The sequence below is a fragment of the Pseudomonas sp. AC252 genome (assembly GCF_979258105.1).
On sequence record NZ_OZ409837.1, the window covers coordinates 3,289,571 to 3,304,007 of the forward strand.

The 14,437-nt window shown below is 61.7% G+C and carries 13 protein-coding genes and 2 pseudogenes; 10 read left to right on the forward strand and 5 right to left on the reverse strand.

The genetic code is table 11. The features are described from left to right. Positions 1 to 91: 91 nt before the first annotated feature. A complete protein-coding gene (locus ACZZZ4_RS14940) occupies positions 92 to 652 on the forward strand; it encodes a cysteine hydrolase family protein (protein ID WP_463548116.1) in 561 nt (186 codons plus the stop codon). Between the two features lie 197 nt (positions 653 to 849). Here the strand turns inward: ACZZZ4_RS14940 and ACZZZ4_RS14945 are convergent, their stop codons facing one another. From ACZZZ4_RS14945 to ACZZZ4_RS14960, 4 genes are all read right to left on the reverse strand, one after another. Next, entirely contained in the window at positions 850 to 1,053 is a 204-nt protein-coding gene (locus ACZZZ4_RS14945; RefSeq protein ID WP_003198420.1) for an SEC-C metal-binding domain-containing protein, read from the reverse strand. 5 nt (positions 1,054 to 1,058) lie between these two features. Further along, positions 1,059 to 1,544: an LEA/WHy family protein gene (locus tag ACZZZ4_RS14950; RefSeq protein ID WP_129998828.1), complete on the reverse strand. Its 486-nt coding sequence runs from the start codon at positions 1,542 to 1,544 to the stop codon at positions 1,059 to 1,061. Between the two features lie 121 nt (positions 1,545 to 1,665). Continuing rightward, on the reverse strand, positions 1,666 to 2,142 hold the full coding sequence (locus ACZZZ4_RS14955) for a YchJ family protein (protein WP_116658542.1): 477 nt from the start codon (positions 2,140 to 2,142) through the stop codon (positions 1,666 to 1,668). Between the two features lie 4 nt (positions 2,143 to 2,146). Then, positions 2,147 to 2,644, reverse strand: coding sequence for a DUF6231 family protein (locus ACZZZ4_RS14960; RefSeq protein ID WP_071174595.1), 498 nt, complete (start codon positions 2,642 to 2,644; stop codon positions 2,147 to 2,149). A 199-nt stretch (positions 2,645 to 2,843) separates the two neighbouring features. Between ACZZZ4_RS14960 and ACZZZ4_RS14965 the strand changes: the two genes are divergently transcribed. The 4 genes and pseudogenes from ACZZZ4_RS14965 to ACZZZ4_RS14980 all read left to right on the forward strand — a co-directional run bounded on the left by ACZZZ4_RS14965 (position 2,844) and on the right by ACZZZ4_RS14980 (position 5,544). Then, positions 2,844 to 3,539 carry a PA1041 family peptidoglycan-binding anchor lipoprotein gene (locus ACZZZ4_RS14965; protein WP_024011908.1) on the forward strand — a complete coding sequence of 232 codons (696 nt, stop codon included), beginning with the start codon at positions 2,844 to 2,846 and terminating at the stop codon, positions 3,537 to 3,539. Between the two features lie 90 nt (positions 3,540 to 3,629). Continuing rightward, positions 3,630 to 4,351 (forward strand): annotated as a pseudogene (locus tag ACZZZ4_RS14970) (OmpA family protein). A gap of 160 nt (positions 4,352 to 4,511) precedes the next feature. Beyond that, positions 4,512 to 4,793: a DUF1145 domain-containing protein gene (locus ACZZZ4_RS14975; protein WP_463548117.1), complete on the forward strand. Its 282-nt coding sequence runs from the start codon at positions 4,512 to 4,514 to the stop codon at positions 4,791 to 4,793. Beyond that, positions 4,786 to 5,544, forward strand: a complete 759-nt coding sequence (locus ACZZZ4_RS14980) for a collagen-like triple helix repeat-containing protein (protein ID WP_039762622.1) — start codon at positions 4,786 to 4,788, stop codon at positions 5,542 to 5,544. Before ACZZZ4_RS14975 ends, ACZZZ4_RS14980 begins: the two co-directional genes overlap by 8 nt. A 200-nt stretch (positions 5,545 to 5,744) precedes the next feature. Here the strand turns inward: ACZZZ4_RS14980 and ACZZZ4_RS14985 are convergent, their stop codons facing one another. Next, positions 5,745 to 6,209, reverse strand: a complete 465-nt coding sequence (locus tag ACZZZ4_RS14985; RefSeq protein WP_129998833.1) for a CopD family protein — start codon at positions 6,207 to 6,209, stop codon at positions 5,745 to 5,747. A 98-nt stretch (positions 6,210 to 6,307) separates the two neighbouring features. Here ACZZZ4_RS14985 and dinG point away from each other — a divergent pair, with 98 nt between their 5' ends. The 5 genes and pseudogenes from dinG (at position 6,308) to pdxH (ending at position 14,260) form a co-directional block, all read left to right on the forward strand. Then, positions 6,308 to 8,452 carry an ATP-dependent DNA helicase DinG gene (gene dinG, locus ACZZZ4_RS14990; protein WP_024011911.1) on the forward strand — a complete coding sequence of 715 codons (2,145 nt, stop codon included), beginning with the start codon at positions 6,308 to 6,310 and terminating at the stop codon, positions 8,450 to 8,452. A gap of 95 nt (positions 8,453 to 8,547) precedes the next feature. Beyond that, a pseudogene (locus ACZZZ4_RS14995) lies at positions 8,548 to 11,015 on the forward strand (beta-galactosidase). A gap of 210 nt (positions 11,016 to 11,225) precedes the next feature. Further along, positions 11,226 to 12,371, forward strand: coding sequence for a serine hydrolase domain-containing protein (locus ACZZZ4_RS15000; RefSeq protein ID WP_463548118.1), 1,146 nt, complete (start codon positions 11,226 to 11,228; stop codon positions 12,369 to 12,371). A gap of 113 nt (positions 12,372 to 12,484) precedes the next feature. Next, the gene (locus ACZZZ4_RS15005) at positions 12,485 to 13,588 is read left to right on the forward strand and encodes an OmpA family protein (RefSeq protein WP_039762626.1); all 1,104 of its coding nucleotides are present in this window, start codon (positions 12,485 to 12,487) and stop codon (positions 13,586 to 13,588) included. A gap of 24 nt (positions 13,589 to 13,612) precedes the next feature. After that, positions 13,613 to 14,260, forward strand: a complete 648-nt coding sequence (pdxH, locus tag ACZZZ4_RS15010) for a pyridoxamine 5'-phosphate oxidase (protein ID WP_463548119.1) — start codon at positions 13,613 to 13,615, stop codon at positions 14,258 to 14,260. Positions 14,261 to 14,437: the final 177 nt, after the last annotated feature.

The window sequence follows — 14,437 nt, forward strand, 5'->3', positions numbered from 1 at the left end:
TGATCGGTCAGGGCTGTGGCGGTTGCTTGTGGGAAAGCGCTGATGTTGAACTACGGAATGAGTCCCGAGACCTGTCAGGAGAAAGATCGTTATGCAGCTTCAAAGCAACACTGCGCTGATCATCATTGACCAGCAGAAAGGCATCCTGCATCCGCGTCTGGGGCGGCGGAATAATCCTCAGGCCGAAGAGCGAATGCTTGCGTTGCTGGCGCATTGGCGCCGGAGCGGGCGCCCGGTGATTCACGTGCAGCACTTGTCGCGTTCACCTGATTCGGTGTTCTGGCCGGAGCAGGACGGAGTGGAGTTTCAACCGCGCTTTGCGCCGCAGGAGGGTGAATGGCTGATTCAGAAACAGGTGCCGGATGCGTTTTGCGCCAATGGGTTGGAAGCTCAGTTGCGTGAGGCTGGGATCGGGCAATTGATCATCGTCGGTGTCGCGACCAATAACTCGGTTGAATCAACGGCGCGCACCGCAGGCAATCTGGGGTTCGACACGTGGGTGGCGGAGGATGCGTGCTTTACCTTCGACAAGGCCGATTATTTCGGCACACCGCGAACAGCGGAAGAGGTGCACGGGATGTCGCTGGGGAATCTGCATGGGGAGTATGCGACGGTGGTCAGTGTTGCCCTGATTCTTACAGCCGCCTGGTAGAACTGTGGGAGCTGGCTTGCCAGCGATTGCGGTGAATCAGGCGACATCTATGCATGATGTGCCGCCCCATCGCTGGCAAGCCAGCTCCCACAGGGGCTGCGCAGGTTCACAAAAATGTGTTCAGTGCAGATCAACTGTGGGAGCGAGCCTGCTCGCGAAAGCGGTGTGTCAGGCGAAGAAGACCTTCGCCAGTGACATCAAGCGCCGTGGCACTTCTTGAATTTCTTGCCGTTGCCGCATGGGCAAGGGTCGTTGCGGCCGACGTCTTTCAAGGCGTTGCGCACCGGTTCCTGGTGGGCGTGGCCGCAGTTCGGGCCGTGGACATGGCCATGGTCGTGATCGTGATGGTGGTCATGATCGTGGTTGCAGTCAGGGCCATGGACATGGGGTTGCTGGGTCATCGAGGTCACTCCGGAGTTAGATCGGCGGGGATTATCACGCCATTGCGCTCAAGGTGCACGTAGTGGGCGATGAATAAACCTGTTTCCATTTCCCCCTGCAATCGATACGGAATCTGCTGACCAGGATTTTTCAGCAACTTCACCACCTGTTTGACCTTCGGCCACAGATTGGTGCGGATCGGCACTTTGAGGTAAGCGCTGCGCTTGGGCCCGACGGTAAACCAGTGCTCATGCTCGCCTTCAGTGAGCAGGATGTCGGCCAGGTGAATCCGATATTCGAGGCCGCGCACGGTCAGGTCGCTGTCGTTGGGATTGTCAACGCGAAAGTGCAGGATGAACTTCTGTTCGAGCAGCTTGGCCCGCACCACTTCGACTTTCACCAGATGCACGGCAGGCTCGACGCTGTCATCGCTGAACCACGAGGCACAGCCGCCGAGGTTTACGATCAGCATCAACAGCAGACAATGTAATGTGCGCCGGCGACCAAGCATGGTGTTACTCCCTTTGGTGCCAGTCTAGACCTAAAAAGATCGCAGCCTCCGGCGGCTCCTACAGAGTGAACGCAAATCCTGTGTAGGAACTGCCGAAGGCTGCGATTTTTTGATCTTCAGCTCAAGCGCCGAAATAACCCGCACAACACTTCTTGAACTTCTGCCCGCTGCCGCAAGGGCATCCGTCATTGCGTCCCAGCTTCATCTGCACCGTGGGATCGATGAAATACCAGCGCCCGGCGTTCTGCACGAATGAAGAGCGCTCGCGATGGCTGTGCTCGCCCTGGCTGTCGTGCCAGCGCGCGGTGAAAGTCACAAACGCGTGTTCCGGCTGGCCGCCGAACACTTCCGAGCTCTCGACCTCAAGGCCAAGCCAGGTGCTTTGGGCACTCCAGTCGCTGATCGATTGCCTGTTCAATCCCGCTTGCTGGGCGGGCAGGGTAGTCGCCACCAGATAGTCGATCAGCCCCAGCACATAAGCGCTGTAGCGCGAGCGCATCAAGGCTTCGGCACACGGTGCCGGGTGGCCGTCATGATATGGGCCGCAGCAGGCGTCCAGCAGATTGCCGCTGCCGCAAGGGCAAATGGCTGTACTCATTGCATTACCACCAGTATTTCCCGAAGTTTTCCGGATTGGCCCAAAAGCGTGAATTGAGCCAGTCGGGGACTTGTTTGTAGTCAAGCAGATCGTAGGTGAACAGGGTCAGCACCTGCGCGTCGCGCTGGAAGCGCTCGCTGGCCTGCAGGGCCAATGAGTAGAAGTCGGTTTCCTGCCAGCCACTGGCCGCCAGATCCGCCAGCACTGCGATGCGGCTGGCGTTGAGATTGCGGATGCCGCCCAACAGATTCAGGCCATCGCGCTTGGGCAAATGTTCCAGGCAATCGACTACCAGCGCCAGATCGAAGCGTTGCGCGGCCAGCTCAGCCGGCAGTGCGCCGGGTGCGGCATGGGCGACCACGGTGTCGGGGTGCGCGTCCTTGAAAGCGCTCAACGCGGGAAATTCGCTGGCGCCGATCAGCAGCAGACGGGCCGGGGCGTAGCGATCCAGCAAAGCGGCCAACGCTTGTTGTGGCGTGCGCGAAGAAATGGCGGCGTTCATCGAAGCTCCTCAGTCAGACCGCCAAGACTAGCCTGCCAGACCGCGTCGGCAAAGCGCCCGGTGGCGGCGGTTTTCGCCAAAAGAGGCAAACCCCTGTGAACACGGTCGCAAACAGCGGTGGCCTATTGCTGGCGGAGATTAAAACTCCGGTCTTTACTCCCTGAATCGGTTTCAAGCCGATCCCTCAGGAGAAAACTAGATGAGCATAGTTCGGACAGCATTACCCTTGGTTCTGCTAACCAGTGTGTTGACTGGTTGTGCAGGTTTGCAGAAAACCGACTGGCCGACCTGTGCGGCGGTCGGTGGTGTGGTCGGTGCCGGTCTCGGCGCGACTGAAAGCGCTTCGTGGGCCGGCTACGGTGCGCTGCTGGTCGGCGGCACGGCAGCGGCCTATTGCTGGGTGCACGGCGATGGCGATGAAGACGGCGATGGTGTGCCGGACAGTCGTGACAAGTGCCCAGGCACGCCAAAAGGCGTGCAGGTCGATGCTGACGGTTGCCCGCCGCCGACGCCTGCGCCAGTGGTCGAAGAAGCGGTAGTGGTCAAGGAAGAAACCATCGTCATTCGTGATGTGCATTTCGAGTTCGACAAAGCCACGCTGACCGGCCCTGACAAGCAAGTGCTGGACAAGGTCGCCGATCGCCTGAAACAGGAGTCCTCTACCGCGCAACTGACCGTGACCGGTCACACCGACAGTGTCGGCAGCGATGCCTACAACAAGAAACTGTCGGATCGGCGTGCGCACTCGGTGGTGGAATACCTGATCCAGCAGGGCGTGCCGCGTGCCAGCTTCGTTTCGGTGTCGGGCCTTGGTGAAAGCCAGCCTGTCGCTGACAACAAGTCGGCCGATGGTCGTGCACAGAACCGTCGCACCGAAATCAAAATCGTCCGCTAGCCCCTCTCGCATCCGCGGCTTGTGCAGTCGCGGATGCGGGTCTTTACTCCTGTGTAACCGGTATGGGCCGGTACACAGGAGCGTTCACAAATGCGTGTTTTCTCAAGGTCCGTCATGCCGGTGCTGCTGCTTGGCAGCTTGCTCACCGGTTGTGCCACTCACAGCGATGGCACCGCCCCTCTCAATCAACGTACGTGGCCGATCTGCAGCCTGCTTGGCGGCCTGGTCGGCGGCGGTCTTGGCGCCATTGAAAGCGCCGGCTGGGCCGGTGGCGGCGCGGCATTGGGTATCGTCACCGGCGGGCTGATCTGTTACGCCCAGGATGGCGACGAGGACAGCGACGGCGTGTTTGACCGCCGCGACCGTTGCCCGGACACGCCGGAAAATACCGAAGTCGATCATCGCGGTTGTCCGCGGCCGCAGTATCCAGTCGCAGTGAAACCGGTCGAACCGGCGCCGCAAACCGAAGTGATCACCTTGAGTGACGCCGGCAATGTGCTGTTCGATTTCGACAAGTCTGATCTGACTCCAGCGGCAAAAGCCCAGCTCGATACCTTGATGGACAAGCTGCGCAATGCCGATGTGGTCAGCATCAAAGTCATCGGGCACACCGACAGCAAAGGCTCCGACGCCTATAACCAGGCATTGTCGGAACGCCGTGCGAGCAGTGTTGCGGCGTACCTGCTGAGCCAGGGCCTGGCGCCGAACAAACTCACCAGCGAAGGTCGGGGGAGAGTGAACCGGTGGCCGACAACGCGAGCGATGAAGGCCGCGCGGAAAATCGCCGGGTCGAGCTGCACATCAATCGGTAGGAAACCTCTGTGGTGCGCAGGCTAGAGCTGCCGGGTCGAAATTGTCGGCCCGGCAGCCATTTCCTCGGCGTTTGCACAAATTTCATTTTTCCCTCTGGCTTATCCCCCGCAGAAGCCGGTACTGTGCGTGCAAAGAATAATTCGCAACACGGGGGAGCGTATGAAGGTGTTCTGGGGGCTGGGGCGTTTGCTGACCCTGCTGTTCTGCTGCGTGGTACTGGCCAATCAACTGGTGCCGTTTGTTCATCCGCTGCATCTGCTGGTCAATCTGGCCGGTGCTCTGTTGTTGCTGACTCATTTACTCGAAGTGCTGCTGTGCAACCGCAGCCTCAAGGGCCGTCCGCACCCTTGGCGTGATCGTGGTCGCATCCTGTTGTTCGGCGTTTTCCACCTGCAAACCATCCCGGCCCCGGCCGCTCCGGAGGCTTCTTCCCATGCGTAAACTTTGCCTGCTCGCTGCATTCATCAGTCCACTGGCCTGCGCCCAGGTGGTCAATGTGCAAAGCAATTCACTGATGCGCTTGCCCAACACCACCAGCACGCTGCAACTGGAGAAGCTGGAAGTCGCCGATTACGGCACCTTGCTGATCCCGTCCAACGTGACTGAGTTGAACATCGATGAACTACGCCTCGGCCACGAAGCGCGCATCGCCATCGTTCCGGCTGAACAAGCGCTGGAAGTGAAGGTCAAGCGCGCTGAATTGAGCGAGGGCAGCCAGATCACCGCACGCGGCGCCCCCGGCACTTATGAAAAAGCGGCCCGGGCCGGGCGCAATCTGAATCTGCAATTCCAGGCCCTGAGCGCGCCGCAACTGACGGTCGATGCCCGTGGCGGCAGGGGCGCGCCGGGTTTCGTCGGCCTCGACGGCGGCAACGGCGAAGATCCGGGCTGCACCTATGGCTCGGCCGGCCACGGTGCCGATGGCAGTGACGGCAGCGATGGCCAGCCAGGCGCGCCGGGTGCGCTGGTGCGCCTCGCCGTACCACGGGATTTTCCGGTCGAGCTGATCAAAGTCAACGTGGCTGGCGGTGCCGGCGGCCCGGCGGGTGTCGGTGGCAAAGCAGGGAAGGGCGGCAAATCCAAGGGCTGCCTGGTGTATCGCGCAGATGGCGGCAAGAGCGGCAAGGCCGGCGCTGATGGCCAGCCGGGGCCGGTGGGGGCGGCGGGTTCGGTTACTGTGCAACGGCTCTAAAACTGCGACCCACTCTCTGATCAATAAAATGCTTTGGTGAGTGAAGATCTTTGGTGAGTGAAATTATGTGGCGAGGGGATTTATCCCCGCTGGGTCGCGAAGCGGCCCCGCTCTAAAAATCAAAAGCGGGACTGCTACGCAGCCCAGCGGGGATAAATCCCCTCGCCACAACTGTGTTCACAGCAGAAAAATAGTGCGATTCAGAGCATCGGTCTCGCCGCCGCTACCGCCACCAGCACCAAGCCGACCAGCAGATTAAGCCCCACCACCCGACGAATCCGCCCCAGCACTGCCGCACCCGCCGGCCAATCCTTCGCCTCAACCGCCGTGCGTAACTCCGGTAGCATCAACCCCTGAATGCGGATGAACAGCGCCGTCATCACCACATACAAACCGATCATCACCTGCACATACTTCGGCGCGGTCTCGAAGCCGACCTGCTGCAGATGCAACATGCCCACGCCGCTGATCGGCAACAGGATCACCGCGACCCAGACCCAACGGAAAAAACCTTGAAACACTTCCACCCACAGGGTCAGGCGAGCGGGGCCGTCCAGCGCCTTCACAGCCGCAGGGCGCAAGACCATCCAGGCGAAAAACATGCCGCCGACCCACACCAGAGCGGCAAGGACATGCAGGGGGTAAACGAGGCTAAAAGGTGTCATTCGGGCACTCCGTTCTGCGCAGGATCGATTAGGCAGGTATGATAGCCGCCGAATCAAACCACTGAAAATTTATCCAGCGTTTTTGCGCCCGACACTCAATGATCAGCACTGAACTCAAAACCACGATCCAGGGCGCCTACTCGCGTTTTCTAGAGGCCAAGAGCCTCAAGCCGCGTTACGGCCAGCGCCTGATGATCGCCGAAATCGCCAAGGTCCTCGGGGATATCGATACCGACGATGAAGGCCGGCGCAGTGGCGACCCCGCGATTGTCGCGGTGGAAGCCGGCACCGGTACCGGCAAGACGGTGGCGTACAGCCTGGCGGCGATCCCTACGGCGAAACTGGCCGGCAAGCGTCTGGTAATTGCCACCGCGACCGTCGCCCTGCAAGAGCAGATCGTCTACAAGGACTTGCCTGACCTGATGCGCAACAGCGGGCTGAATTTCAGTTTCGCCCTGGCCAAGGGCCGTGGCCGCTACATGTGCCTGTCCAAGCTCGACATGCTGTTGCAGGAAGGCCACGCGCAAACCGCCACCGCGCAACTGTTCGAGGAAGAAGGCTTCAAGATCGAAGTCGACGAGGCCAGTCAGAAGCTGTTCACCAGCATGATCGAAAAGCTCGCCGGCAATAAATGGGACGGCGACCGCGACAGCTGGCCGAACGCGCTGGAAGACGCCGACTGGGCGCGCCTGACCACCGATCACAGCCAGTGCACTAATCGTCATTGCCCGAACTTCGGCCAGTGCGCCTTCTACAAGGCCCGCGAAGGCATGGGCAAGGTCGATGTAATCGTCACCAACCACGACATGGTCCTGGCTGACCTGGCACTGGGCGGCGGCGCCGTGCTGCCGGACCCGCGCGACACCATTTACGTGTTCGACGAAGGTCACCATTTGCCGGACAAGGCCATCGGCCACTTCGCTCATTACACGCGCTTGCGCTCCACCGCCGACTGGCTGGAGACCACCGCCAAGAACCTCACCAAACTGCTCGCGCAGCATCCGCTGCCGGGCGATCTCGGCAAGCTGATTGAGCAGGTGCCGGAGCTGGCGCGGGAGATCAAGACCCAGCAGCAGTTCATGTTCACCGCCTGCGAGCAGATCGCCGATTTCAAACCCGGCGAAGACGTCGAAGGCCGCGAGCGCCCGCGTCATCGCTTTGTCGGCGGGGTGATTCCCGAGGACATGCGCGAGATGGGCATCGAGCTGAAAAAAGGCTATTCGCGCCTTAACGACCTGTTCCAGCGCCTGACCGACCTGCTCAAGGAAGGCATGGATGGCGAGGTCAATATCGGCATCGCCAGCAATCAGGCCGAAGAGTGGTATCCGTTGTTCGGCAGCCTGTTGTCCCGCGCTTCCGGCAACTGGGAATTGTGGACCGCGTTCACCGCCGAAGACCCGGAAGACAGCCCGCCGATGGCGCGCTGGCTGACCCTGGCCGAAAGCGGTTCGCTGTTCGACATCGAGGTCAACGCCAGCCCGATTCTGGCGGCGGAAACCTTGCGTCGCAGTTTGTGGAACGTCGCGTACGGTTGCCTGGTGACCTCGGCGACGCTGACGGCGCTGGGCACTTTCGACCGTTTCCGCATGCGCGCCGGTCTGCCGAAAAAGGCTGTCACGGCGGTGGTGCCGAGCCCGTTCCACCATGCCGATGCCGGCGTGCTGCGCGTGCCAGACCTGAAGGCCGACCCGCGCGATGCCGCCGCCCACACGGCGGCGATCATTCGCGAGCTGCCCGATCTGGTCGAAGGGTCGCGCGGCACGCTGGTGCTGTTCTCCTCGCGCAAGCAGATGCAGGACGTATTCGACGGCCTCGACCGCGATTGGCGCAAGCAAGTGTTCATTCAAGGCAATCTGTCGAAACAGGAAACCCTGAACAAGCACAAGGCGCGGGTCGATGGCGGTGATTCCAGCGTGCTGTTCGGGCTGGCCAGTTTCGCCGAGGGGGTCGATTTGCCGGGTGCCTACTGCGAGCACGTGGTGATCGCCAAGATTCCGTTCTCGGTGCCCGATGATCCGGTTGAGGCCGCGTTGTCGGAGTGGATCGAGGCGCGCGGCGGCAATCCGTTCATGGAAATCTCTGTGCCCGATGCCTCGCTGAAACTGGTTCAGGCCTGCGGCCGTCTGCTGCGTACCGAAGAAGACCGCGGCACCATCACTTTGCTCGACCGGCGTCTGGTCACTCAGCGCTACGGCAAGGCGATCCTCAATGCGTTGCCGCCTTTCCGTCGTGAAATATCCTGAGACTCGGGTGGGCCGATTGGCCCACCGCGTTGTCTATCTCTCTGCCACCGCTGTTCCACTGGCCTTGACTGGTCGTTAGGGAGAACTCCGTTCTTATGATCCGCCGTTCGTTGCCCGCTGTTTTCGCCTTGATCTTTGCCGCGCCGCTGCTGGCCGCGCCCGCCGGTCAGCAGACGCTGTTCAACTTCGTACGCCCGGCCGACGTGGTCAAGGTCGTCACGGAAAACGCCGACTTGCCGCAGGCCAATGCCGAACAGACCGCGGAAGGCGAAGTGCTGCGCCGGGTGACGTTCAACCCGGTCGCCCGGCCGACCTTGCGCCTGACCCCCAGACTGGCGCCTGGGACTGGTCGCAGTCCGGCATGATGAGTTTGCGTCTGCAAAGTGCGATGAACTGGGCGGTGACGGTCTATGTGCAGATCCAGAGCAACGATGGCCGCACCCTGGTCAGCCGCGTCGATCTGCCGGCCGGCCCCGCGCAGACCTTGCTGGTGCCGCTGGTGGCTTCGACGCCGCTGAGCCAGGGCATGAAAGCCGGGCCGCCGATGCCGATGACTGTCGATGGCCAACGCATTCTGCTGGCCAGCAGCACCGGCGAGATCGACCGCAGCCAAGTGGTTTCGGTGAGCCTGTCGATGGATCAGCCGAACGTTGCGCAGAGCCTGTTGCTTGAGCGGTTCGGCGTGCAGGACGGCGAATCGGTGACGAAGGCGGTGTACGGCAATCTGGTCGACGTTTACGGACAATCGACCCGCAGCAAATGGCCGGAAAAAGTCAGCAGCGACGAGCAACTGAAAAACGCCGCCAGCAAAGAGCAGCAACAACTGAACAGTTGGCTGGCCGAGCGCGAAAAGTCCTCGCTGGACAAATTTGGCGGCTGGAATAAAGGCCCGGCGTTCAAGGCCAGCGGTTTCTTTCGCACGGAAAAACGTGACGGCCGCTGGTATCTGGTGACCCCTGAAGGCCACCCGTTCTATTCGCTGGGCGTCAACACCGTCAGCCCGCAAGTCAACCAGACCTACGTCGCTGGTCGTGAGTACATGTTCGAATCGTTGCCGAAGAACGACGACCCCCTGGCCGCCCATTTCGGCGAGGGCGACAACCGTGGCGGCAACGGTGCCGATCAGGGCCGTGGCTACGGCAACGGCCGCTGGTACGACTTCTATGGCGCCAATCTGCAACGCCTGTACGGCGAACCGTGCAAACCGGACAGTGACAATAAGGCCGGGATTGCCGAGGCGGCGAAGGCGGGCGCGGCTGAGGCCGGTTCGGTGCAGGCTGCTGAGACTGCAGCGGTGCCTGTCGAGCCGAAATCGGGTATTGCCGAAGCGGCGCAGACTGACGCGGTGCAAGCCTCCAGCGCGCAAACCACTCCGTGCAAAGACACAATGGATGAAGAACGCTGGACCCGGCATACCCTCGATCGGCTGCAAGCCTGGGGCTTCAACACGGTGGGCAACTGGAGCGCGCCGTCGCTGGCGGATGCTGAGCGCGTGCCGTACACCTTGCCGCTGTCGATCGTCGGCGATTACGCCAGTATCAGTACGGGCAGCGATTGGTGGGGCGGCATGCCGGATCCGTTCGATCCGCGTTTCGCCATGGCCACCGAGCGTGCCGTGGCCATTGCAGCCCGCGATCACCGTGATGATCCTTGGCTGATCGGTTATTACGCCGACAACGAACTGGCCTGGGCCGGCCCTGGCGACGATCCGAAGGCTCGTTACGCGTTGGCCTACGGCACGTTGAAAATGACCACCGACGTGCCGGCCAAGCGCGCCTTTCTCAAGCAATTGCGCGACAAGTACCGCAATCAGGCCGGGCTGTCCAAGGCCTGGGGCATCGAGTTGCCGGCATGGGAATTGATGGAAGACCCTGGCTTCGTGCCGCCGCTGCCAAACCCGGAGCATCCGGAGATCGAAGCGGATTTCAAATACTTCCAGAAGGTCTTCGCCGATACCTATTTCAAGACCATTTCCGATTCGCTGAAATGGCACGCGCCGAACCAGATGCTGCTTGGCGGCCGCTTCGCTATCAGCACGCCTGAGGCCGTGGCGTCCTGCGCGCAGTATTGCGATGTGTTGAGCTTCAACATGTACACGCTCAAGCCGCAGGACGGCTACGACTTCGCCGCGCTGGCAGCGCTGGACAAACCGCTGCTGATCACCGAATTCAACTTCGGCTCAGCTGACCGGGGCCCGTTCTGGGGCGGCGTGACGCAACTCGCCAAGGAAGAAGATCGCGGCCCGGCCTATGCCAACTTCCTCAAACAGGCGCTGAGCGAACCGTCGATTGTCGGCGTGCACTGGTTCCAGTATCTCGACCAACCGGTGACCGGGCGTTTGCTCGACGGCGAGAACGGCCATTTCGGTCTGGTCGGGGTGACCGATCTGCCTTATCAGGGTTTTGTCGAGGCAGTGCGCAAAAGCAATCTGCAGGCGCTCGAGCAACTGGGCAAGGAGGCGCAGAAAACCCCGGCGGCGGAAGTTGAAGGCGGGCGCAAGGCCGAGGCTGGCAAAGCGCCGGGGGCTGCACAGGCGGGTGGGCATTCGGGGAATGGTCACTAGGTTTCAGATCGCGTTATCGTTCTTCGCGAGCAGGCTCGCTCCCACAGGGGATCTCCGCTGCTGTTGAGATCCAGTGTAGGAGCGAGCCTGCTCGCGAAGGGATCACCATAAATTGCCGATCAACCGTCTGGCCCGCGCCTGTTCCCAAATCCCTCAAGGGCTGGAACAATGCGGGCCACTTTGTAGAGCGTTTTCGCGGGGGAGTTGCGGGTGCAGATTCAGGGACATTACGAGCTTCAATTCGAAGCGGTGCGCGAGGCTTTCGCCGCACTGTTCGACGATCCCCAGGAACGCGGCGCAGCCCTGTGCATCAAGGTCGGTGGAGAAACCGTTCTCGACCTCTGGTCCGGTACTGCCGACAAGGACGGCGCCGAAGCCTGGCACAGCGACACCATCGCCAACCTGTTCTCATGCACCAAGACCTTTACCGCCGTTACCGCGCTGCAACTGGTGGCCGAAGGCAAGTTGCAACTCGACGCCCCGGTTGCCCGCTACTGGCCGGAGTTCGCCGCCGCCGGCAAAGAATTCGTCACCCTGCGCCAATTGCTCTGCCATCAGGCCGGCCTGCCGGCCCTGCGCGAACTGCTCGCCTCTGAAGCCCTGTACGACTGGCAAACCATGGTCGACGCCCTTGCGGCCGAAGCCCCATGGTGGACGCCCGGCACCGGTCACGGTTATGCCGCGATCACCTACGGCTGGCTGGTCGGCGAATTGCTGCGCCGCGCCGACGGTCGTGGGCCGGGCGAGTCGATCGTCGCTCGGGTCGCTAAGCCGTTGGGCCTGGATTTCCATGTGGGCCTGGCCGACGAAGAGTTTCATCGCGTGGCGCACATCGCCCGTGGCAAGGGCAACGCCGGCGACGCTGCGGCTCAGCGCCTGCTGCAAGTGACCATGCGCGAACCGACGGCCATGACCACCCGCGCTTTCACCAATCCGCCGTCCGTGCTGACCAGCACCAACAAGCCGGAATGGCGACGCATGCAGCAACCGGCGGCCAACGGCCACGGCAACGCGCGCAGTCTCGCCGGGTTCTATGCCGGCCTGCTCGATGGCAGCCTGCTCGAGAGCGAGATGCTCGAAGAGCTGACCCGCGAGCACAGCCTCGGCGACGACAAGACTTTGCTCACCCGCACTCGCTTCGGCCTCGGCTGCATGCTCGATCAACCGGACGTGCCCAACGCCACCTACGGCCTCGGCCCGCGCGCGTTCGGCCATCCGGGAGCGGGCGGCTCGATCGGTTTTGCTGATCCTGAGCACGATGTGGCTTTCGGTTTCGTGACAAATACCCTGGGGCCTTACGTTTTGATGGATCCGCGCGCGCAAAAGCTGGCGCGGGTGCTTGCCACTTGTCTGTAAAGCTTCAACAAAGGTTCCAGGGTCGGAACCTCGAAGGGATTTTCGTTTCAAAACGGCTGTTTATCCGGGCGAAAGTGCTCTGATTTTTCATTACTTCATTTTGTGGATTTTCAATGTCATCTAAAAAGACCCTCGCCCTGGCCCTGTGTGTAGCGATCACCGGTTGCGCACAGAACCCGAAAAACGATGCAGACGGCGGCAGTTGGTGGCCGTTCGGTTCTTCCGACAAAGTCGCGGCCAAAGATCCGGCACCGGCTCCGGCTCCTTTGAAACCAGCGGCGACTGCGCCAGTGGCCAAGGCTGAGAGCAGCAACCCGTGGTACTGGCCGTTCGGTTCCAGCGATGAAGCGGTCAAGGCTGATCTGAAGGCCGAGGTCAAACCTGAAGCCAAACCGGTCGAAGTGGCCAAAGCCGAGGCGCAGTCCAACGGCAAATGGTGGTGGCCGTTCGGCGGCAAGGACCAGCCAACCGCCAAAGCCGTGCCTATGCCGGATCCGAAGGTCACTCAAGCCTGGCTCGACGACTACGAGCCGCGTCTGCGTGAAGCGGTGAAGGACAGCAACCTGCAACTCGAACGCCGCGACAATGTGCTGGTGGTAACGGCACCGGTTGAAGGCTCGTTCAACCCGGACCGCCCGGCGATGCTGCTGCCGGTCACCCTTGGCCCGTTCACTCGCGTGGCGAAAATCCTTGAAGCCGACCCGAAAACCGCGGTGCTGGTGCTCGGTCACAGCGATACCAGCGGTGCGGCGCCGGCCAACATCAAGCTGAGCCAGGAACGTGCACAATCGGTTGCAGCGATCTTCCGCCTCAGCGGCTTGCAGCGCGACCGTCTGATGCTGCGCGGCATGGGTTCCGAAGCGCCGCGTGCGGCCAACGACAGCGTTGAAGGCCGCGCCTTGAACCGTCGTGTCGAACTGCTGGTAACGCCGCAAAACACCATGGTTGCGCTGCTGAGCAAATACAACATGCCAGCGCCGAAGCCGGTGACGATGGTTGCTGCGCAAGACGTCAAGCCAGTGGCCAAACCCGCCACCCCAGCGCCTGCCGCCAAGAAAGCTGCCGCCCCGGCGGCGAAAAAAGCGCCAGCCAAAAAAGCTGCCGCCAAGGCTCCAGCGAAAAAGGCGCCGGCCAAGACTCCGGCGAAAAAGACTGCGCCAGCCAAAGCCGCCGCGACCGACAAGAAAGTCGCCGCAGCCGACGCCGCCAAGAAGTGATCCGCTAACGAAAAGGAATCCGCCATGACCCAGGCTCTGGCCGATATGCGTCGCGACTACACCCGTGACGGTTTGACCGAGGCGCAAGCCCCGGCCGAGCCGTTTGCGCTGTTTCACCAGTGGTTCGCCGATGCGGTGAAAACCGAGCAGGCGCCGGTCGAAGCCAACGCCATGACCTTGGCCACGGTCGATGCCGACGGTCGTCCGCATTGCCGCATTCTGTTGCTCAAGGGCCTGGACGAGCAGGGCTTCACCTTCTTCACCAACTACGACAGCGCCAAGGGCCAGCATCTGGCGGCCAATCCGTTTGCCGCCATGACTTTCTTCTGGCCAACACTGGAGCGCCAGGTGCGCATCGAAGGGCGGGTGGTGAAGGTTACGCCGCAGGAGTCCGATGCTTATTATCAAGTGCGGCCGCTGGGCAGTCGCCTCGGCGCCTGGGCCTCGCCGCAGAGCCGGGTCATCAACGGCCGTAGCGAGCTGGAAGATTTGCTCAAGGCCACGGAGCAGCGCTTCAGTGACAGCCAGCCGCACTGCCCGGAACATTGGGGTGGTTACCGCTTGTTGCCCGAGCGCATCGAGTTCTGGCAGGGCCGTCCGAGCCGCCTGCACGATCGCCTGAACTACCGCCTCCAGGGCACCGAGTGGATTCTGGAACGACTGGCACCCTGAGCAGTCTACCGAGCGAGATAAACGCGGATGGCGCAGGATCGCTGATTTGACGCTACCTTGAGTGGACGCTCGCGGGCATCTGTACCAGGCCTGAATGGAAGCCAATTTTATCCGGATGGTGTCGTGACAGGCGCCAGGCCACGGGGTTTAATGAACACATGTTCTTTTGGAGTTGAT